Origin of the sequence: Bradyrhizobium sp., from assembly GCF_035484855.1 — a bacterium.
Classification (GTDB): domain Bacteria; phylum Pseudomonadota; class Alphaproteobacteria; order Rhizobiales; family Xanthobacteraceae; genus Bradyrhizobium.
On record NZ_DATHOP010000087.1, the window covers coordinates 1 to 20277 of the forward strand.

16 protein-coding genes are annotated in these 20277 nt (G+C 64.0%); 6 read left to right on the top strand and 10 right to left on the bottom strand.

The annotated features are described in order from the left end of the window. The 3 genes from VK804_RS10085 to VK804_RS10095 all read right to left on the bottom strand — a co-directional run. Positions 1 to 2495: hypothetical protein (locus tag VK804_RS10085; protein ID WP_325370518.1), on the bottom strand; the 2495-nt coding region annotated here is incomplete at its 3' end. Positions 2496 to 2741: 246 nt separating this feature from the next. Next, complete coding sequence (locus VK804_RS10090; protein ID WP_325370520.1) at positions 2742 to 3218, bottom strand: GcrA family cell cycle regulator; 477 nt, start codon at positions 3216 to 3218, stop codon at positions 2742 to 2744. A 9-nt stretch (positions 3219 to 3227) separates the two neighbouring features. Beyond that, a complete protein-coding gene (locus VK804_RS10095) occupies positions 3228 to 3425 on the bottom strand; it encodes a hypothetical protein (RefSeq protein WP_325370522.1) in 198 nt (65 codons plus the stop codon). Positions 3426 to 3534: 109 nt separating this feature from the next. Between VK804_RS10095 and VK804_RS10100 the strand changes: the two genes are divergently transcribed. Further along, the gene (locus tag VK804_RS10100) at positions 3535 to 4383 is read left to right on the top strand and encodes a methyltransferase domain-containing protein (protein ID WP_325370524.1); all 849 of its coding nucleotides are present in this window, start codon (positions 3535 to 3537) and stop codon (positions 4381 to 4383) included. Between the two features lie 435 nt (positions 4384 to 4818). On the opposite strand, the gene VK804_RS10105 is transcribed toward VK804_RS10100, so the two are convergent. Next, entirely contained in the window at positions 4819 to 5229 is a 411-nt protein-coding gene (locus VK804_RS10105) for a (deoxy)nucleoside triphosphate pyrophosphohydrolase (RefSeq protein ID WP_325370526.1), read from the bottom strand. Positions 5230 to 5376: 147 nt separating this feature from the next. Between VK804_RS10105 and VK804_RS10110 the strand changes: the two genes are divergently transcribed. Further along, positions 5377 to 7038 carry a TadE/TadG family type IV pilus assembly protein gene (locus tag VK804_RS10110; RefSeq protein ID WP_325370528.1) on the top strand — a complete coding sequence of 554 codons (1662 nt, stop codon included), beginning with the start codon at positions 5377 to 5379 and terminating at the stop codon, positions 7036 to 7038. Positions 7039 to 7070: 32 nt separating this feature from the next. Here VK804_RS10110 and argJ read toward each other — a convergent pair whose 3' ends face one another. After that, complete coding sequence (gene argJ / locus VK804_RS10115) at positions 7071 to 8312, bottom strand: bifunctional glutamate N-acetyltransferase/amino-acid acetyltransferase ArgJ (RefSeq protein ID WP_325370548.1); 1242 nt, start codon at positions 8310 to 8312, stop codon at positions 7071 to 7073. Positions 8313 to 8472: 160 nt separating this feature from the next. Then, a complete protein-coding gene (locus VK804_RS10120) occupies positions 8473 to 9423 on the bottom strand; it encodes a peptidylprolyl isomerase (protein WP_325370530.1) in 951 nt (316 codons plus the stop codon). A gap of 327 nt (positions 9424 to 9750) precedes the next feature. On the opposite strand from VK804_RS10120, the gene secA reads away from it, so the two are divergent. After that, entirely contained in the window at positions 9751 to 12588 is a 2838-nt protein-coding gene (gene secA, locus VK804_RS10125) for a preprotein translocase subunit SecA (protein ID WP_325370532.1), read from the top strand. 261 nt (positions 12589 to 12849) lie between these two features. On the opposite strand, the gene VK804_RS10130 is transcribed toward secA, so the two are convergent. The 4 genes from VK804_RS10130 to VK804_RS10145 all read right to left on the bottom strand — a co-directional run bounded on the left by VK804_RS10130 (position 12850) and on the right by VK804_RS10145 (position 16879). Continuing rightward, entirely contained in the window at positions 12850 to 14322 is a 1473-nt protein-coding gene (locus tag VK804_RS10130) for a L,D-transpeptidase family protein (protein ID WP_325370534.1), read from the bottom strand. A 264-nt stretch (positions 14323 to 14586) separates the two neighbouring features. Beyond that, positions 14587 to 15549, bottom strand: a complete 963-nt coding sequence (locus VK804_RS10135; protein ID WP_325370536.1) for an acetyl-CoA carboxylase carboxyltransferase subunit alpha — start codon at positions 15547 to 15549, stop codon at positions 14587 to 14589. Positions 15550 to 15747: 198 nt separating this feature from the next. Further along, positions 15748 to 16716 carry a site-specific tyrosine recombinase XerD gene (xerD, locus tag VK804_RS10140; RefSeq protein ID WP_325370539.1) on the bottom strand — a complete coding sequence of 323 codons (969 nt, stop codon included), beginning with the start codon at positions 16714 to 16716 and terminating at the stop codon, positions 15748 to 15750. 16 nt (positions 16717 to 16732) lie between these two features. Beyond that, entirely contained in the window at positions 16733 to 16879 is a 147-nt protein-coding gene (locus VK804_RS10145) for a histidine kinase (RefSeq protein ID WP_325370541.1), read from the bottom strand. A gap of 151 nt (positions 16880 to 17030) precedes the next feature. Between VK804_RS10145 and VK804_RS10150 the strand changes: the two genes are divergently transcribed. From VK804_RS10150 to VK804_RS10160, 3 genes are read left to right on the top strand one after another with little or no spacing between them, the layout of a single operon-like run. Further along, positions 17031 to 17621 carry a shikimate kinase gene (locus VK804_RS10150; RefSeq protein ID WP_325370542.1) on the top strand — a complete coding sequence of 197 codons (591 nt, stop codon included), beginning with the start codon at positions 17031 to 17033 and terminating at the stop codon, positions 17619 to 17621. Next, positions 17618 to 18766, top strand: coding sequence for a 3-dehydroquinate synthase (gene aroB, locus VK804_RS10155; RefSeq protein WP_325370544.1), 1149 nt, complete (start codon positions 17618 to 17620; stop codon positions 18764 to 18766). The genes VK804_RS10150 and aroB overlap by 4 nt, the downstream gene beginning before the upstream one ends. Before the next feature lie 58 nt (positions 18767 to 18824). Continuing rightward, positions 18825 to 20132, top strand: a complete 1308-nt coding sequence (locus VK804_RS10160) for an HlyC/CorC family transporter (protein WP_325370546.1) — start codon at positions 18825 to 18827, stop codon at positions 20130 to 20132. Positions 20133 to 20277 lie beyond the last annotated feature (145 nt).

A 20277-nucleotide genomic window follows, 5' to 3' on the forward strand; every position in this document is an offset into this window, starting at 1 on the left:
GTGTTATTCGAGCCCAGCGCCGCGTTGCCATCGGTCGTCTGCGAGCCGCCATACCCCGCCGCCCATACGCTCCAACTCGGAACGAACGGAGCGGCCAAGGGCGCCTTGCGATAGATCGCGGCGTAGGCGTCGCGCTCGCTCTTCGAGCGTGATGCCGCATAGGCATTCGCCGCGTCGGCCTCTTCGGCGAACGGCGTCGCACCGGTGCCGCCTGCGCCGTTGCCCGAACGAGCCATGAAGGGATCGGTCAACAGCCCCATGAATTGCGTCATGGCGTCGAACGTCGTCTGCTGCGAACCCGTTGCGGTCTCGCCCGCGGCCTGCGACAGCCCACCCGGCGACAGCGTGGCGTAGACCATCGGAATGCCGCCGGTGGTGTTGAAGAAATTGATCAGCGCGTTGGCGACATTCTGCTGGTTGCCGTTGAGGCCGCCGATCGGGCCCGGAGGCGGCGCGAAGCTCAGCGTCAGATTGAGAAAGGCGTTATTGGCGTCCTGACTCAGGCTGGTCGAGAAATTCGCCGGCAGGTTGGTGTTCACCAGCGGTCCGAAGCTGCCGTTGACGCCGCCGGTCGCCGTCAGGATGGTATATTTCTTCGAGACATAGCTGCCATTGGCCCAGAACGCATCGACGGTCGCGCCGCCGAGCGTCGCCGTGCCCGTGACATTGGCCAATGACGACGTCGCCGGATTGAGCTGGACCAGGTAGATCGCCCCGGACTGGAACGCGAGATTGCCGGTCACGGCCATCGACGAACCCGGCGTGCCGTTGCCCGGCGCGAAGATGCCGCCACTGTTGATGACGGGATTGCCGATGATGGTGCCCGGGCCGGTGAGGGTGCCGCTGTTCGCGAAACTCGTCAGCGCGGTCAGCGTGCCCGCATCGTTGATGGTGGCACCGGCTTCGTTGACCACCGCGTTCGCGCTCAGCGTCCGGCCGGCGGCAATGGTGACCCCTGCCGGATCGGTGGATTTGTTGTCCAAAGTGGTAATGCCGGTGAGATTACCGCTGACCACGAACAGACCCGCGCTGGCGTCATTGGTGAAGGTATTGTTGACCGCAAGGTCGCCGGTGACGTTGAACAGACCGCCGGTGACGTGATCGCCGGTATTGAAAATCGGACCGTTGATCTGGCCTCGGGCAAACACCGTTCCGGAGTTGGCCAGACTGCCGTTCACTACGCCTGTGGTGCTAAACACGCCCAAAGAGTTCGTGATGCCCGCTGTCGCCGTCAGCGTACCAAAATTGGAGAGGAACGCCCCGGCCTCGTTGAGGATCGTATTCGCGCTCAGCGTCCGCCCGGCGGAGACCGTGATCCCGACGGTCGAGGAGTTGTCCAGGGTGGTAATGCCGGTGAGATTGCCGCCCGAAACCGTCAACCGCGCCTGTTGGGAGTTGATGAAGCTGCTGTTGACGGCAAGATCGCCGGTGACGGTGAACACGCTTGGGGCGCTGGAAGGGCTGATCAAGCCCTGATTGACGATCGCGCCGTTGATCTGGCCGGCTGCGTTGACGATTCCGTTGTTGGTCAGATTGCCGTTGACGACGCTGGTCGCCGCATTGGTGTTCAAGGTGGCGCTCTGATTGTTCACGATGGTGGGCGCCGTCAGCGTGCCGAAATTGTTGATGATCCCGGGGCCGGTGTTTGTGACGCTCGTGGCGGTCAAGGTCCGGCCGGCGGAAACCTGGATGGTTGCCACGTCGGTACCTCCATTGGTCACCTGGCCGAGAGTGGCATCGCCGCCGCCGACGACGAAGAAGCCGCCGGGTAGGTTAGCTAGACCGGCCCCGCCAGTCAGCGTGCCCGTAACGGAAAATCCGCCCTCATTGTTGATTATGCCGGTGATCTGTCCCTGTGCATTGACGCCCCCCTGATTATTGAAGATGCTGCCGACGACACTGGTTGACGCAAGGTTCACCGAACCGAATGTCGTCCCGATTGCTGATATCGTGCCTGAATTGTTGAAGACCGCGGTGAACGCCGCCAAGCCACCATTCAGCACCGTATTGTTGATCGTTCCGTTATTGGTCATCGTGCCAAAATTTTGCATAAAATTGGAAAACTTGATCGTGCCCGACAACACGAGTTTGCCGCCATTGGTCAAATCGCTTCCGGTCATGTCGTTGCTGATCGTGATGATCTGACCCGCATTGGCGTTGTTGGTCAGCCCGTCACCAAAATTTACCGCGGCGCCGCTGATCGTGTAGGATTGCGACGTGGTATTGAACGTCCAGGCAAACGGCGTGATGGGGCCGCTGGTGACGACGACCGTCGCCTGTCCCGTGGCGTCGAACACCGCACCGCCGGATGCGACGGGAGCGACGCCCGTGCTCCAATTGGTGCCGAGATTGTAGTCCGTGGTGGCCGTCGTGCTGCCGGCGCCACCCCAGGTCTGCGCCCGTGCCGGCGAGACGGCAGCGCCGCATGCGCCGATCAGCGCCGCGCCCGAAAGCAGCGCGGCGCGCAGCGTCCGGCCCCGCGCAGGGCAGGCCATGCCAACGGCTTTCGTCCCGAAAAGCGCCAAGAGCCCCCCTGATTCACTCCGCGACCAGGCGGACTCTCGCAAAGGGGCTGATGGAAGTCACCGTAACAATTGGAAACAGGCGAGTAATGTCGGCTTGTGTGGCCGGAAAGCCGCAACTGCGTGCCAGCGCGCTGGCGCGAATCCGCAGGGTGGGTTGAGCCCTTGCGAAACCCACCGGACGCTGCTTGACGTGAGACGGCGGGTTTCGCGAAGAGCTCAACCCACCCTGCGGTTTTGGCGCGAGCCCGGCCGGTAGGCCAGCCTTGTATGGCCGGGGCAATAGGGCAGGCCGTCGACCGGCGTATTGCCGCAGAAGCAAAAATCCTTTTCGCCTGGGCTCGAGATCGGCCAGCGGCATCTTTGCTCGCTCAATTCGAGCAGCGAGCAGGCGTGTCCGGTGTCGATCGGCGCCTCGAGGGCGGCTGGCGGCTTGGCGTACAGCGCCTTGAGCATCTGATATTGCAGCCGTGGCACCGATCCCCGGCGGCGTCCCTTCGCCGCCTCCTTGCGCGGCGGGCGCGGCGGGCCGTCGCCCTTTTCGCGGGTCAAATGCAGGCGGGAAAGCTTGCCGATCACGGCGTTGCGGCTCACCCCAATGTCGTCGGCGATTTCCCGGCAGGTCAGCCCGGCGGCAAAGCCGCTTTTGAGACGTTCGAGGCGCTCGTCGGTCCAGGTGGGTTCCTTGGCGCTCATGCTCCCCCCTTACGTCTTGCCGTTGTCGCGGATCGACAACAGCCCGTCCTTGATGGCGAGCCGGATGCCTTCCTCGATCAGGGTTCTGGCGACGCCGGGGACGCTGGTGCCGTGGGTACCCTGCCGCACCAGCTTTTCGAGATAGCCAATGGTCGAGAGCGCCAAGGTGATCGGAACGCGGTCGGTTTCGGCTTTTTCTGTGGCCATGCCAAAAAGCTAGCCTGTAACGCGCGTACTGAAAAGTATCTTTTTAGACTCAATTAGGATTCCGATCGGCCGGATTGTCAGCCACCGGCGGATCGGCGTACCAACCGGCATGGCCTCAAATCCAGGTGCCGCGCCTGTGCTGTTCGACCGCGCCTTGCTGCGGATGCGGCAGCGTCGCGCGCTGCGCTTGGGGCCCGCGACCTTCCTGCTCGATCGCGCGGGCGAAGATGCCGCGGAACGGCTGCAAGCCGTGATGCGGAAATTCAAGGACGCGGCCGACGTCGGAACGCCAGGCATGCAGCTCCACAACGCGCTGGTGGGGCTGGTCGAACGGCTCGCGCGGATCGATCTGCCGGACGTGGAATCCGAGCCGCTGGCGTTGCAGCCGGAATCGATCGATCTGGCCGTCTCCGTGCTCGTCCTGCAATTCGTCAACGATCTGCCGGGTGTGCTTGCGCAACTCCGCCGCGCGCTGAAACCCGACGGGCTGTTGCTGGCGGCGATGACCGGCGGCGATACGCTGACCGAGCTCCGGCAATCCTTTGCCGCGGCCGAAGCCGAGCTCGAAGGCGGAGTATCGCCACATGTCGCGCCATTTGTCGATCTGCGCGATGTCGGCGCCCTGCTGCAGCGCGCGGGCTTTGCGCTGCCGGTCACCGACGTCGACCGCGCCGTGGTGCGCTACGACAGCGCATTCGCGCTGATGGCCGACCTCCGGCGCATGGGCGCCACCAATGTGCTGGTCGAGCGGCGGCGGACGCCGACCCGCCGCGCCACGATGCTGCGGATGGCGCAGATCTATAGCGAGCGCTTCTCAGACCCGGACGGCCGCATCCGCGCCACCTTCGACGTGATCTGGCTGTCCGGCTGGGCCCCACATGAGAGCCAGCAACAACCGCTACAGCCGGGGTCGGCGAAAACGAGCCTGGCCGACGCGGTGCGGGGGTCGAAGCGATGATTGGGCAAGGTTCGTCATGGCCGGCATAGCCGTCCGAAGGACGGCGTCGCTTCCGCTCGCCTATGCCCGGCGATCCACGTCTTTCTGCTGCCAACGTCTGTAAAGACATGGATGCCTGGGACAAGCCCGGGCATGACGATGTGTACTGAATTATAAAAAATATTTTCTAAATTACAGAAATAATGCGGCGAGATTGCGGAGTGATGTCTCGACGTCATTGCGAGCGCAGCGAAGCAATCCACTCTTGCTTACTGCCTTGTTGCACGATGGATTGCTTCGCTTACGCTCGCAATGACGACCTCAAAATCTCCGTCGTCCCTGCGAACGCAGGGACCCATAATCACAGGAAGCAGTTGTTGTGCGAAGCCGTCGAACAGCGTCTTTCAAAATGAGCGCCGCGGCGCTGGGTCTCTGCGTTCGCAGGGCGACAGTCCCTCACATCAGCAAATCGATCAGATGCGGAATCAGCGGAATGTCGGCCGGCGGCATCGGATAGTCGCGCAGCTTGTTGGCGCGGGCCCAGGCTAATCTTTGCCCCTCGCGCGCGCGCACCTCGCCGTCCCAGCGCCGGCAGATGTAGAGCGGCATCAGGAGATGAAAATCGTCATAGGCGTGGCTGGCGAAGGTGAGCGGTGCGAGGCAGGCTTCCTTCACGGTGATGCCGATCTCCTCGTGCAATTCGCGGATCAGGGTCGCCTCCGGCCGCTCGCCGGGCTCGACCTTGCCGCCGGGAAATTCCCACAGCCCGGCCATCGACTTGCCCGGCGGCCGCTGCGCGATCAGCACGCGCTTGTCGACATCGACCAGCGCGCAGGCGACGACGAGAGTGAGTTTGATGGGCGTCATGCGAGCGATGCCTTGCGGGCGGACCTTTCAACCAGCGGGAAGGATGCATTAACCGTATTGCCCTCGCCTTTCCACAGTCGCGCTAAGCGATATTTAATCCGCCGACCTTAAGTTCTACGCGGTTTGAACCGGAACAGGCATCCTCCCATGCGCAAAGCTCTTGGCTTGATCGACCGTTTCCGAAGGGATCGGCGCGGCAATATCGCGGTGATCTTCGCGATCTCCTGCGTACCCCTGATCACGGCGGTCGGTTGCGCGGTCGACTATTCGAACGCCTCCAGGATAAAGGCCAAGCTGCAGTCGGCGGCCGACGCCGCCAGCGTCGCCGCGATTTCCCAGAAATCGGCGGGTTATATCGCCGCGTCGCTGATGACGACCGACGGGACCATCCCGGCCGGCGTCACCGACGCCACCAACGTCTTCAACGGCAACGTGGCCACCATTCCCGGCTATGCGGGCCTCTCGGTGCAGGCGAGCCCTACGCCAACCGTGACGAAAACCGGGATCAAGCTCGCTTCCAATGTCAGCTTCACTGCCCAGGTTCCGGTCACCTTCCTGAAGGCCATCGGCTACACCACCCTCACGGTGACCGGCAGTTCGACATCGAACGCCTCGCTGCCGCCCTATCTGGATTTCTACCTGACGCTGGACGTTTCAGGCTCGATGGGCCTGCCGTCGACGACGAACGAAGCCATCCGGATGCAGGCGATCAACCCGGACAACTTTGTCCAGTATCCGACCGGCTGCACCCTGGCCTGCCATTTTGCCCCGCAGAAGAGCGCGTGCACCGATGATTCCAGTGTCACGCCCCCTACCAACTACCCTGCCAATCCCCCTACCAATGCCAACTATACCCAAGCCTACAGTACGAACAGTTATTGCATGGGCTATTCGTATTCGCGCGTCAGTCAGAGTGCGCTCTCCAACCTCCTCACCATGGCGTCGACCAAGACCGTGCCGAAGCAGGTTCCCGGCTTCCCGACGTCGATGATTTCCGGCCTGCCCGGTTCGCTCAACACGGATCCCAAATGGGGGCTGCCGGCGGTTTCATCCTGCCCCACCGCCGGCACCGACGCCTGCATCCAGTTGCGCCTCGACGCGGTCGGCTACGCCGTGAATCAGTTGCTGACGACCGCCAACAGCAAGGAAATCATCACCAGTCAATTCCGGATCGGGATCTACCCCTTCATCCTGAATATCGACCCGAATTATGCGCCTCTGACCGCAACCATCAATGGCAATCCCGCGGTGTCCGGCACCATTAATTACGCGGCCGCCAACCTTGCTACCGAGCTCGATACCAACATGGACGGAAATCTCGGCTCGGGCGGCACGCATATCGACAATGCGCTCAACAGCATCAACGGCCTGATCAAGACCGTCGGCGATGGCAGCTCCTCGACCAAGACGCTGCCTTACGTCTTCCTCGTCACCGACGGCGCCCAGGATCCGCAAAGCAAGGGGACACCCAACGGCGGCTGGTCCGGCAGCAACCACGCCACCGTGCTGAGCGACCCCTCCAACAGCTACCCCAATGTCTGTACGACGCTGAAGAGCCGCGGCATCATCGTTTCCGTGCTCTACATCCCCTACCAGACCATCAATCCGGTGAACGCATCCTTTGCCAATGACGAGGACGACGCGGCCAACAACAACATCCCGAATATCCCGCCCAGTCTGCAGGCCTGCGCGTCGCCGGCTGACGCCGGGGGCAGCTACTTCTATACGGCGAACACGCCAACGGACATCCAGAACTCGCTGAACGCGATGTTCAACCACTCGCTGCAGACCGCCCACATTACCAATTGAGGGCAACAAAGGGCGTCAGCCGGTCGCGGCGTTCACGACCGGTAGTCGCCGTTGATCGCGACATATTCCTTGGTGAGGTCGCAGGTCAGCACGCGGTCGCGGCCCTTGCCGAGGCCGAGCGCGATCCTGATCTGGACCTTCGGGTTCTTCATCGCATTGGAAACTTCAGTCTCGTCATAGGAGGGGTCGCGCGCGCCGCTTTTGGCGACGCGGATGCCGTTGAACGAGATCGACAGTCTGTCGCGGTCGGCCGGCTCGCCGGCTTTGCCGACCGCCATCACCACGCGGCCCCAATTGGCGTCCTCGCCGGCGATCGCGGTCTTCACCAACGGCGAATTCGCCACCGACATCGCGATCCGGCGCGCGGATTTCTTCGAGGTCGCGCCCTCGACGATGATCTCGACCAGCTTTCGCGCGCCTTCGCCGTCGCGCGCGATTTGCTCCGCCAGATCGGCCAGCACGCCCCGGAAAGCCCTGGCAAAGGCCTTCAGCCGGGGATCGCCGGCGCGGCTGATTCTCGGCGCGCCATGGGCGGCCGCGGCTCCGGTGGCGAAGACGAGCAGCGTGTCTGAGGTCGAGGTGTCGCCGTCGATGGTGACGGCATTGAAGGTGTCCTCGACGCCGCTCCTGAGCAGCGATTGCAGCGCGCCTGATGCGATCGGCGCGTCGGTGAACACGAAGGCCAGCATGGTCGCCATGTCGGGCATGATCATGCCGGCGCCCTTGGCCATGCCGTTGATCGTGACGCTCGCGTTGCCGAGCTTCACGGTCGCGGTCGCGACCTTGGGAAAGGTGTCGGTGGTCATGATCGCCCTGGCCGCGTCCATCCACCGGCCGGGCGCGGCCTGCTCCGCCAGCGTACCGAGCACGCCGTTGAATTTCGTCGCATCGAGCGGCTCGCCGATCACGCCGGTGGATGCAAGGAACACCTCATTGGCGCCGCAGCCGACGGCTTTCGCGGCGATCGCGGCGGTCAGCGCGGTCGACTGCCGGCCGGTCTTGCCGGTGAAGGCGTTGGCGTTGCCGGAATTTACCACCAGCGCGCGCGCCGCCCCGCGGGAAAGTTTCGCGCGGCACCATTCGACCGGCGCCGAAAGGCATTTCGACTGGGTGAAGACGCCGGCGACCGCAGTCCCCTTGTCCATCACCGCAAGCAGCACGTCGGTGCGGCCCTTGTAGCGGATGCCGGCCGCGGCGGTCGCAAGCTTCACACCGGCGATCGCGGGCATCTCGGGGACGTGGGTCGGGGCGAGCGGGGAGACGTGGGCTGACATGGGCATGCCTTATCGACAAAGAAAATCGTCATGGCCGGGCTTGTCCCGGCCATCCACGTCTTCCGGCCCATCGACAGGGTCACAAGACGTGGATGCCCGGCACAAGGCCGGGCATGACGATCGTAAATACTATCGGCTTCGAGGAAGTGACAGCGAATTCTTACTTCTTCGCCGGGGCCATTTTGGAATCGGCGGGCGCTGCCGCATCCGGCTTCGCCGCTGCGTCCGGCTTTGCGGCAGCGTCCGGCTGGGCCGGGGTGGCGGCGGCCTGGTCCATCCGCTCGACCTTGGCGGTTTCGCGCAGCTTGGCCACGTAATCAGCCTGCGCCTTGCGGGTCACATAGGTTTCGATCTGGCCCTTGACCTGCTCGAAATCGGGCGCCTTGCGGTTGCGCTTTTCCTCGACCTTGATGACGTGCCAGCCGAACTGGGTCTTCACCGGATCGGAGATTTTGCCCGGCTCCAGCGAGAACGCGACCGCGGAGAATTCCGGCACCATCTGGTCCTTGGTGAAGAAGCCGAGGTCGCCGCCGTCGGAGGCGCCGGGATCCTTGGATTTCTTCTTGGCGAGCTCGGCGAAATCGGCGCCCTTGTCCAGCTCGGCCTTGACCGCCTTGGCCTCGTCCTCGGTCTCGACCAGGATATGGCGGGCGTGAACTTCCTGCTCGCCGGTGATCTGCTTGGAGGCGTCCTCATAGACCTTCTTCATGGCCTCGTCGGTGGTCGCGGCCTTGCCCTCGCTCGCGAGCAGGCTGTCCATCAAGAGCCGGTTGCGGGTGAACGCCAGCCGCTTCTTGAAATCCTCCGAGTTCTCGACCTTCTTGTCCTCGGCGGCCTTGGCGACGATCTTCATGTCGATCAAAAACGACAGCACGTTGTCCTTCTTGGTCGCCGGGTCCATCTGCGCCAGGCTGGGGCCCAGTTCCTCCTCCGCCAGCGTGAGGTCGCTTTGGCGGATCTCCGAGCCGTTAACCTTGGCCAGCACGGGGTTGGCGTCGTCGGCCCGGACCGGCACGCCGGTGAGCAGGACCATGGCGAGACAGCCCGATACGGCGGCCGCGGCGAGGCCGAAACGCAGGCCGGTTTTCGCTTCCGGAAACGAGGTGGTCATGGAAAATCCTTATGGGGCTGTTTGTGGCGGCGGGACACTCGCCCAATCGTCACGCCTTGGCAACGCGAAAAACCTGTCAAAATGATGAAATCCTTGACAGCTTCGCGCCGTTGACAAGGCTCCGGCTCAGCCATATCTCTGCCGCACCAAAGTCAAGGGCGATAGCGCTTTTTCGGCCGTTGAACCTCGGATTGCTGAATTCCCACTCATTTGGCGGATGCTCCCGGATCGGGGCCGGTGCCGCGTCGCGTCACGATGAGTTGATAGGCACCCGGGTCGCTTATTTCACGGCAGCTAAGCCGGACCGCTAGACAACAGGAATTTGGCATGATCGGCGCGCTCGCCCGCAAGTTTTTCGGCTCCGCCAATGACCGGCGGATCAAGGGTTACCAGGCCCGCGTCGACGCCATCAACGCACTGGAGCCGGAGGTCGCCGCGCTTTCGGACGAAGCGCTGAAGGCCCGCAGCGTCGAGTTCCGACAACAGCTCGCCGAGGGCAGGACGCTCGACGACATCCTGGTTCCGGCCTTCGCCACCGTGCGCGAGGCGGCCAAGCGCACGCTCGGCCAGCGCCATTTCGACGTCCAGCTGATCGGCGGCATGGTGCTGCACGAGGGCGACATCGCCGAGATGAAGACCGGCGAAGGCAAGACGCTGGTGGCGACGCTGGCGGTCTATCTCAACGCGCTTGCCGGCAAGGGCGTCCACGTCGTCACCGTCAACGACTACCTTGCCCGCCGCGACTCCGAATGGATGGGCCAGATCTACAACTTCCTCGGGCTTTCGGTCGGCGTCATCGTCCACGGGCTGGACGATGGCGAACGCAAGGAGGCCTATGCGCGCGACATCACCTACGGCACCAACAACGAATACGGCTTCGATTATCTGCGCGACAACATGAAGTACCGGCTCGAGGACATGGTCCAGCGCGGTCACTTCTACGCCATCGTCGACGAAGTCGACTCGATCTTGATCGACGAGGCGCGCACGCCCCTGATCATCTCCGGTCCGCTCGACGACCGTTCGGAATTCTACAACACCATCGACACCTTCATGCCGAAGCTGAAAAAGGTCGCCGATTACGAGGTCGACGAGAAGCAGCGCACGGTGACGCTGACCGAAGCCGGCATGGAAAAGATCGAGACGCTGTTGCGCGACGCCGGCCAGCTCAAGGGCGATTCGCTCTACGACGTCGAGAACGTTTCCGTCGTCCACCACATCAACCAGGCGCTGCGCGCGCATTCGCTGTTTACCCGCGACAAGGATTACATCGTCCGCGACGATGAGGTCATCATCATCGACGAGTTCACCGGCCGCATGATGCCGGGACGGCGCTATTCCGAGGGCCTGCACCAGGCGCTGGAGGCCAAGGAGCACCAGTCGGTGCAGCCGGAAAACCAGACGCTGGCCTCGATCACCTTCCAGAATTACTTCCGGATGTACGAGAAGCTCGCCGGCATGACCGGCACGGCGGCGACCGAAGCCGACGAACTGTTCGACATCTACAAGCTCGAGGTCGTGGAAATCCCGACCAACGTGGCGGTCGCCCGCCTCGACGAGGACGACGAGGTTTATCGCACCCAGACCGAGAAATACGCCGCGATCCTGGCCGAGGTGGAACGCGCCAATACGCGGCTGCAGCCGGTGCTGGTCGGCACCGCCTCGATCGAAAAATCCGAGGTGCTGGCCGAATACCTCAAGAAGCACGGCTACAAGCAGATCGATTTCGGCAACGAAAACGCGATGGAGAAGCTGTACGCCGCGGCCCGCGCCGGCAAGCCGGCAAAACTGTTCGCGGTGCTGAACGCGCGCTTCCACGAGCAGGAAGCCTATATCGTGGCGGAGGCCGGCGTGCCCGGCGCGATCACGATCGCGACCAACATGGCCGGCCGCGGCACCGACATCAAGCTCGGCGGCTCGCTCGAAATGCGCATTTTGCACGAGACCGCAGGGATCACCGACGAGGCCGAGAAGGCCGCCAAGATCGAGCAGATCAAGGCCGACGTCGAACGCTTTCGCGAGATCGTGCTGAAAGCCGAAGAGGTGATCGAGGTCGAGCCCGCCAAGGGTTCGAAGCCGGCCAAGACCGTGACAAAGCCGGGCGGCCTCTACATCATCGGCTCCGAACGCCACGAATCCCGCCGCATCGACAACCAGCTGCGCGGCCGCTCCGGCCGCCAGGGCGACCCCGGGCGCTCCAAATTCTTCCTGTCGCTGGAAGACGATCTGATGCGGATCTTCGGCTCCGACCGGCTCGACAGCATGCTGACGCGGCTCGGCCTCAAGGAGGGCGAGGCCATCATCCATCCCTGGATCAACAAGGCGCTGGAGAAGGCGCAGCAGAAGGTGGAAGCGAGAAACTTCGACATCCGCAAGAATCTGCTGAAGTTCGACAACGTCCAGAACGACCAGCGCAAGGAAATCTTCATCCATCGCATCAACCTGATGAAGGATGAGAGCGTCGCCGAAACCGTCGCCGGCATGCGCCACGACTTCGTCGACGACATCGTCACCAAACATGTGCCGGAACACGCCTATGCCGAACAATGGCATGTCGCCGAGCTGAAGGAAGAGCTGACGCGCGTGCTCGGTATCGATCTGCCGGTCGAGGTCTGGGCCAAGGAAGAGGGCATTGCCGACGAGGAGTTGCTGACCCGCATCGAGACCCGCGTCGACGAGCACATGGCGGCCAAGGTGGCGCAGTGGGGCCCCGAGGTGATGCGCTATGTCGAGAAGACCATCCTGTTGCAGACGCTCGATCATCTCTGGCGCGAACATCTGGTGATGCTCGATCATCTGCGTCAGGTGATCGGTCTGCGCGGCTACGGCCAGCGCGATCCGCTGCAGGAATACAAGTCGGAGGCGTTCGCGCTGTTCGAGGCGATGATCGCAAACCTGCGCGAGGCGGTCACGGCGCAATTGATGCGCGTCGAAATCGTGCCGCCGGAGGAGCAGGCGCCGGCGTTGCCGGTGATGGAAGCACACAAGTTCGATCCCAATACCGGCGAGGACGAACTGGCCTTCGCCAATGCCTCGCTGGTGCCCGCCGCCACCGCGGGCCGCGATCCCAAGAACCCGGCGAGCTGGGGCAAGATCGGCCGCAACGAGGATTGTCCCTGCGGCTCCGGCAAGAAGTACAAGCACTGCCACGGCAAATATGCGTGAGCGGGTAGGGTGGGCAAAGGCGCACTTGCGCCGTGCCCACCGCGCTTTCATTCGATTGTAAGATCAACTTGCTTGGTGGGCACGCTTCGCTTTGCCCACCCTACGATTCTGCTTCATCGTCATGCCCGCGCTTGACGCGGGCATCCAGGTCTTTCTGTGACCCAGGCAAAGACGTGGATGGCCGGGCATAGGCGAGCGGAAGCGACGCCGTCCTTCGGACGGCTAGGCCCGGCCATGACGGCGAGATGGAGTGGATCGGATTTACTTGATCGCCCCGAATCGGCTCTCGAACGAGTTGGCCTGCACGATCGGCACCGAGCCCGCGACCGCGTCATCCTTTGCGGGCGGGGCTGATGGAGCCGGGCCGTCCGTCACCGTCGGTTTCAATGGCGGGCGGGCGGCGGCCTGACGGGTCTCGGATTTGGCGGGCTTCGGGATCGAGCCTTCCGGACGCGGCGGCGCTTCGCGCTTGGCCACGATGGTTTTCGGCTTCGCCGGAACGGCAGCCGGCTGCGCGGTGGCGGTCGTGTCGGGACCACTCAGCCCAACCTTGCGGGCGAGGTTGCTGAAGAACCCTCCGTCGTCGGAGGCCGGCGCGCTCGGCGCTGCCGATGCGACGCGCGTCGACGGGGCGTTGGCCGTCGACGAAGCCAGCAGCGGCTCATCCGGCGCCGTCACCGGGCCGCGCGGCGGATTGACGGTTCCCGGAATGGTGCCGGGCGCGCGCGGCATGCTGAATAGCGCAATACCCTGCATGTCGCCGCCCTCGGACAGGCCGGTCGAACCGTTGGGCACCCGGGCTGCGAACACCCTGTTCATGCCGCCGTCGATGCCGGTGTTCATGCGGGCGACCGGCATGCCCTTGTCAACCAGCCTCGCGAACTCGGCCTGATCCTGGTCTTCCCTTTCGCGCACCGCGTCGGCGACTTCGTCGGGAATGACATAGGCCGGGCATTTCGCGGAAGCCTCGAATACCGGATCGCGCTTGGCGTCCGGCGCCTTGACGGCATCGAACACGTATTTCTTCTCGCAGACGTCGACCTTCGGCTCCTGGCGCGTGATCTCGAAATGATCATAGCCGACCTTGATCATCTTCCAGAATGCCATGTTCGGATTGTTGCGATGCTTCGCCATGTTCACCGCCGTCATCCGGAACGGATAGGCCTGGAACTGGAACGATTTCTGGCCGCCGAAGAACGACTCCCGCCCCAGCGAATAGATTTCCGCGATCTGCTCGTCGGTCATCGCGTAGCAGCCACGCGAGGAGCAGTCGCCATGCACCATCAGCTCGGAGCCGGTGTGTCCGAGCGACCGGTCGTAGGCATTGGGATAGCCGGTATTGAACGAGAGGTAATAGGCCGACTGCGGGTTCATCTGCGCCGGCGTGATGTTGTAGAAGCCTTCCGGCGCCTGGCGGTCGCCTTCGCGGACCTTGGGGCCGAGGTCGCCCGACCAGCGGCAGATCGGATAGGTCTTCAACAGCGCGAACCGGCCCGAGCGATCCTGCTTCCAGACTTCGAGCTCGGCCTCCTCCTTGAACAGCCGGACCAGGATCGGCGATTGCAGATCCATGTCCTTCTCGACCATCGCGGCGATGAGCTTTGGCGGGACCGGCTGGTTGGCCTTGGCGTTGGTGGCGAGCGAGATTTCATCGGTGTCGCAGCCGGCCAATAGCACACCGGCCGCCAGCGCGGCCGAGGTGATGAGCGCGCGGCAAAGCGAGCGGCTAATCAATGCAAAGCTCCACACCCAACGGGCAATTTCGCAACCCCATCATAGCGTCCGTGCCCTGAAGCCATTGACTAAAATACTAACCTTTGGGCCCCCCTGCCGCAAGCCGACGCTTGCACCGCAAAAGGCCCCATCCTCGGCATAATGAACAGGAGTTAAATATCGCTGTCTGGGCCTAATTGGGGCCAAAATGGCGGATTCTCGAAAAAGTCGGGATCTGTGGCCGGACGGCCTCATTTGGCGGCCGTTTCAGTGGAAAAGCGGCGCTCAGGCCAGTTTTCGGCCGATATCGAGGAACTTTTGCCGCCGTCGCCTGCGGATCTCATCGGCATCGAGATTGCGCAGTTCGTCAAAGGCCCGCGCGATCGCCTCGCCGGTGGCCGCGATCATGGCGGTGGGATCGCGATGTGCGCCGCCGGAGGGCTCCTTCAGGATCGAGTCGATCACGCCGAAACGCAGCATGTCCTGCGCCGTGATCTTCATGGAGGTCGCGGCTTCCTGCGCCTTGGTGCCGTCGCGCCACAGGATCGAGGACGCCGCCTCCGGCGAGATCACGCTGTAGATGGCGTGCTCGAACATCAGGACGCGGTTCGCCGTGGTGATGGCGATGGCGCCGCCCGACATGCCCTCGCCGGTGATGACGGCGACATTGGGTACGCCCAGCGAGAGACACGCATCGGTGGAGCGCGCGATCGCCTCCGCCTGCCCGCGTTCCTCGGCGCCGATGCCCGGATAGGCGCCGGCGGAATCCACGATCGACAGCACGGGAACGCCGAAGCGCTCGGCCATCTCCATCAGCCGCACCGCCTTGCGGTAGCCTTCGGGCCGCGCCATGCCGAAATTATGCTTGATGCGTGATTCGGTGGTGGCGCCCTTCTCCTGGCCGATCACGCAGATGCTCTCGCCGCGGAAGCGGCCGAACCCGCCGACCAGCGCCTCGTCCTCGCCGAACTTGCGGTCGCCGGCAAGCGGGGTGAATTCGGGTATCAGCGCTTCGATGAAATCGGTGAAATGCGGGCGCTGCGGATGGCGCGCCACCAGCGTCTTCTGCCACGGCGTCAGGTTGGCGTAGAGTTCGGTCAGCGCCTCCGCGGCCTTGTCCTCGACCCGCGCGATCTCGTCGCCGATGTCGCTGCCGGTTGCTGCCAGCGCGCGCAATTCATCGACCTTGGCTTCGAGTTCGGCGACGGGCTTTTCGAAATCGAGATAGGAGCGCATGGGATCCGGCATCAAGGCAATATAGGGGCGAACGCGGCGGAGAGCGAAGCGGTTCGGCTTCGTGCGAATAAAGCGTTCATCTTCAATTGTTTGGCGTGCAACCCGACCGACGTCGAACGGCACGCCGGGAAGCTCGCGGGCAGGCGTTCGGCTGTTTCGGGGGAGACGGCGCCGAAGTCAAGGCATCGCATCGGATTCGGGCGGCGGCAGCTACTTCTCTGCCAGCGGATGCAGGTCGCGCACCAGGCTTTTGAGCCGCTCCTCGACCACATGGGTGTAGATCTGCGTGGTCGAGATGTCGGTGTGGCCGAGCAGCGTCTGCACGATTCGCAGGTCGGCGCCGTTGTGCAGCAGATGGCTGGCAAAGGCATGGCGCAGCACGTGCGGAGAGACCAGCCGCGGCGCAAGGCCCGCGGACGCCGCGAGTTCCTTGAGGTCGCGGGCGAAATGCTGCCGCGTCAGATGACCGCTCTCGCCGAACGAGGGAAACAGCCATTTCGAGCTGGCCGCGTTCTGCTTGGCGTTCTTTTTGGCGTCCGGCTTGTGCGCCTGCATCGCGGCGAGATAATCGGCCATCGCCTGCCGCGAGGCCTCGTTCAGCGGCACCAGCCGTTCCTTGTTGCCCTTGCCGCGCACCACGATCATGCGGGCGTCGCGCCGCGCCGCCGAGACCGGCAGCGCCACCAGTTCCGACACCCGCATGCCGGTGGCATAGAGCACCTCCAGCAGGCAATAGAGCCGCATCGCGCGAAGCTGCTGCGGCCTGGAGGCTTCCGGCGCCTCGGTCAGCACTTTCGCGCGCACCAGCAGGCGGTCGACGTCGGATATCGACAGCACTTTCGGCAGGCCGCGCCCGCGCTTCGGCCCCGACAGGATCGCGGCCGGATCGTCGCCTCTGATCCGCTCGTTGAGCAGGAAGCGAAACAAATGCCGCATCGCCGACAACCGCCGCGCCACGCTCGACGATTTGAATCCGCGGGTGTCGAGGTCGGCGAGGTAATCGCGCAACGCCTGGGTTTCGACGGCGGCGAAGTTTTGGCCGGCGCGGCCGAGGAATTCGGAGAAATCCGTGAGGTCGCGGCGATAGGCGTCCAGCGTGTTGGCGCCCGCGCCCTGTTCGGCCGCGAGCATGTCGAGGAACAGGTTGATCAGCTTGGCGTCTGAGGTCCTGGAGCGCATGCCCCGACCTTAGCACCTATTTCTTGAGGAACTTGTCGGGCTGGATGGTGAAGGTCATTTCCCGCGGCTTCGGGTTGACGAAATTCGCCAGCGCGAAAACCGCGCCATAGACGATCCCGCCGATAATGGCGACGACCGTCAGGAAGCGGAACAGGCTGGGCATGTCGGAGGCTCAGTCGGCGAATTAACCATTCGGATGAGCCCGACTACCTACATGTTCGCCGTGGCCTTGCAAGAGTCTCTGGCAACGGTATCGGCGGGGGTAGTATAGGTGGCGCGGAACGCCGCAATCCTGCGGCGCTTGAGCCAAGCCGATGCCTGAAACAGCCACACCTGCCAGCGCCAGCACATCCCAGGAGGCCGAGATCGCCTCAGCGCTGGGGACGCGGTCGGTCGTGCTGGTCGGCATGATGGGCGCCGGCAAGTCCACCATCGGACGGCGGCTGTCGGCGCGGCTGCGGTTGCCGTTTCTTGACGCCGACAGCGAGATCGAGGCAGCGGCCGGCATGTCGATACCGGATATCTTCGAGGCCCATGGCGAACCGCATTTCAGGGATGGCGAGGCGCGGGTGATCGCACGGCTGCTCGACGGCGGCCCGGCGGTGCTTGCGACCGGCGGCGGCGCCTTCATGCGCGAGGACACCCGCAACCGCATCCGCGACAAGGCCGTCTCGATCTGGCTCAAGGCGGATGCCGACATCATCATGAAGCGCGTGAAGCGCCGCGCCGACCGCCCGCTGCTGCAGACCGCCGATCCGGCCGGCACCGTCGAGCGGCTGATCGGGGAACGCGAGCCGATCTATAGCCACGCGGATATCACGATCTGGTCGCGCGACGTGCCGCACGAAAAGATCGTCGATGAATGTATCGATGCCCTGCATGGCCTTCTGAGCACGAGCCCATGACCGCGCCCCTGAAACATTCCGATTCCGTCATCGTCGATGTCGCGCTCGGCGATCGCACCTATGACATCGTGATCGGCCGCGGCGTGCTGCCGCAACTCGGCGCGCGCATCGCCGCGCTGCGGCCGGGCGTGCGCACGGCGATCGTCACCGATCGCAATGTCGCCGAGCATTGGCTGGAGCGGACCGAAGCCTCGCTGGCCGCGGCCGGCATCGCCACCTCGCGCATCATTGTCGAGGAAGGCGAAGGCTCGAAGACCTATGCCGGCTTGGGCCAGGTTTCCGAAGCATTGATCGCGGCCAGGATCGAGCGCAACGATCTGGTGATCGCGCTCGGCGGCGGCGTGGTCGGCGATCTCGCCGGCTTTGCCGCGGCGATCCTGCGCCGTGGCGTCGATTTCGTGCAGGTCCCGACTTCGCTGTTGGCGCAGGTCGATTCGTCCGTCGGCGGCAAGACCGGAATCAACTCGCCGCAGGGCAAGAACCTGCTCGGCGCGTTTCACCAGCCGCTGCTGGTGATCGCCGATACCGCGGTGCTCGACACGCTGTCGCCGCGCCAGTTCCGCGCCGGCTACGCCGAAGTCGCCAAATATGGCGTGCTCGGCGACGAATCCTTCTTCGCCTGGCTCGAGGCCAACCACGCCGATATTTTCGCCGGCGGCGCGGCGCGCGAACACGCCATTGCCACCTCCTGCCGCGCCAAGGCCGCGATCGTCTCGCGCGACGAGCGCGAGACCGGCGAGCGTGCGCTGCTCAATCTCGGCCATACCTTCGGGCACGCGCTGGAGGCCGCGACCGGCTTTTCCGACCGGCTATTCCATGGCGAGGGCGTTGCCGTCGGCATGGTGCTGGCGGCTGAATTCTCCGCCGAACTCGGAATGATTTCGCAATCCGGCGCGGCGCGGGTCAAACATCATCTTGCCGAGGTCGGACTGCCGACCCATCTGCAGGACATCGCGGGATTCGCCCAGGAGGGGCTGGCCGACGCCGACGCGCTGATGACGCTGATGGCGCAGGACAAGAAGGTCAAGCGCGGCAGGCTCACCTTCATCCTGCTGGAAGCAATCGGCCGCGCCGTGATCGCCCCCGACGTCGAACCGTCACGGGTTCGCGATTTTCTGAAAGCAAAGCTGGCGGCCAAAGTATAGAGCAGGCTTTTGAGCGTGATTCTCGCGCTCCAGACATAGACAAAGTGAACTTCGCGCCATGGACTGGTTGACCTTCTCCATCGTCATCGTCTGTCTCCTGATCTCGGCGTTCTTCGCCGCCAGCGAGACCGCGATGACCGGCGCATCGCGCGCCAGCATGTTGCGGCTGTCGAAACAGGGCAATCGCGACGCCGCGATCGTCTCCAGCCTGTCGGCGATGCGCGAACGGCTGATCGGCGCGCTGCTGCTCGGCAACAACATCGCCAATATCGGCGCCTCGGCGCTGGCGACCGTCATCTTCACCGCCTGGTTCGGCGAGGTCGGCGTGCTCTATGCCACCGGCGTGATGACGGTGATGGTCGTGATCTTCGCCGAGGTGCTGCCAAAAACTATCGCCATCAACGCGCCGGACCGGGTGGCGCTTCTGGTGGCGCGCCCGATGAGGCTGATGGTGTACGTGCTGGGCCCGCTGCTTGCCGTCGTCGAGGTGATCGTCCGGATGCTGATGCGGCTCTTGGGCGTCAAGATCGGTGTCAACCAGCCGATCCTGTCGCCGTTCGAGCGGCTGCGCGGCGCGGTCGACCTGCTGCATCACGAAGGCAAGGTCGAAAAGCAGGATCGCGACATGCTGGGCGGGCTGTTGGATCTGCGCGAACTTCAGGTCTCCGACGTGATGGTTCATCGCACCGAGATGGTGATGATCAATGCCGACCTGCCGCCGGAGGAGCTGGTGGCCGAGGTGCTGGCCACCGAATACACCCGGATTCCGCTGTGGCGCGAGAAGCCGGAAAACATCATCGGCGTGCTGCACGCCAAGGACCTGCTGCGCGCGATTCGCGCCGCCGATGGCGACACTTCCAAGATCGACGTCTCGACCATCGCGCTGCCGCCGTGGTTCGTGCCGGAGATGCGCCCGGTTTCCGAACAGCTCAAGGCGTTCCGCCGCCGCAAGACCCATTTTGCCCTGGTGGTCGACGAATACGGCGAAGTCGAAGGCATGGTGACGCTGGAAGACATCCTGGAGGAGATCGTCGGCGATATTTCCGACGAGCACGACGTGGTGGTGGCCGGTGTCCGCGCCCAGCCGGACGGCTCGGTGGTGGTCGACGGCTCGGTGCCGATCCGCGATCTCAACCGCGCCATGGACTGGAATCTTCCCGACGAGGAGGCGACCACGGTTGCGGGCCTCGTGATCCACGAGGCGCGATCGATCCCGGAGCGCGGCCAGAGTTTTACCTTTCACGGTTTCCGCTTCCGCGTCCTGCGCCGCGAGCGCAACCGCATCACCGCGCTGCGGATCCAGGCGGTGCCGCGCGAGGCCGAAGCCGAGGAGAAAAAGCCGAAGCGGGCGGGGACGTCGTTCTGACTCTCTTACCCTCCCCTGGAGGGCAGGGGAATCGCATATGGGTTTTCACCGGCTATTGCATTGGAAGGCAAGACGGATTCTGAAGATGACTCCCGGATTATGGAGGGGGTCGAATGCGGAAGTTCAAGAAGGCCTTTGGGCGGTT

Excerpts from the sequence above, each read along its gene's own strand:
- aroB (WP_325370544.1), top strand. The coding sequence starts at position 17,618 with ATGACCGCGCCCCTGAAACATTCCGATTCCGTCATCGTCGATGTCGCG.
- VK804_RS10145 (WP_325370541.1), bottom strand. The coding sequence starts at position 16,879 with ATGCCCAGCCTGTTCCGCTTCCTGACGGTCGTCGCCATTATCGGCGGG.
- VK804_RS10135 (WP_325370536.1), bottom strand. The coding sequence starts at position 15,549 with ATGCCGGATCCCATGCGCTCCTATCTCGATTTCGAAAAGCCCGTCGCC.
- xerD (WP_325370539.1), bottom strand. The coding sequence starts at position 16,716 with ATGCGCTCCAGGACCTCAGACGCCAAGCTGATCAACCTGTTCCTCGAC.
- argJ (WP_325370548.1), bottom strand. The coding sequence starts at position 8,312 with ATGTCAGCCCACGTCTCCCCGCTCGCCCCGACCCACGTCCCCGAGATG.
- secA (WP_325370532.1), top strand. The coding sequence starts at position 9,751 with ATGATCGGCGCGCTCGCCCGCAAGTTTTTCGGCTCCGCCAATGACCGG.
- VK804_RS10120 (WP_325370530.1), bottom strand. The coding sequence starts at position 9,423 with ATGACCACCTCGTTTCCGGAAGCGAAAACCGGCCTGCGTTTCGGCCTC.
- VK804_RS10105 (WP_325370526.1), bottom strand. The coding sequence starts at position 5,229 with ATGACGCCCATCAAACTCACTCTCGTCGTCGCCTGCGCGCTGGTCGAT.
- VK804_RS10090 (WP_325370520.1), bottom strand. The coding sequence starts at position 3,218 with ATGAGCGCCAAGGAACCCACCTGGACCGACGAGCGCCTCGAACGTCTC.
- VK804_RS10095 (WP_325370522.1), bottom strand. The coding sequence starts at position 3,425 with ATGGCCACAGAAAAAGCCGAAACCGACCGCGTTCCGATCACCTTGGCG.
- VK804_RS10110 (WP_325370528.1), top strand. The coding sequence starts at position 5,377 with ATGCGCAAAGCTCTTGGCTTGATCGACCGTTTCCGAAGGGATCGGCGC.
- VK804_RS10160 (WP_325370546.1), top strand. The coding sequence starts at position 18,825 with ATGGACTGGTTGACCTTCTCCATCGTCATCGTCTGTCTCCTGATCTCG.
- VK804_RS10100 (WP_325370524.1), top strand. The coding sequence starts at position 3,535 with ATGGCCTCAAATCCAGGTGCCGCGCCTGTGCTGTTCGACCGCGCCTTG.
- VK804_RS10150 (WP_325370542.1), top strand. The coding sequence starts at position 17,031 with ATGCCTGAAACAGCCACACCTGCCAGCGCCAGCACATCCCAGGAGGCC.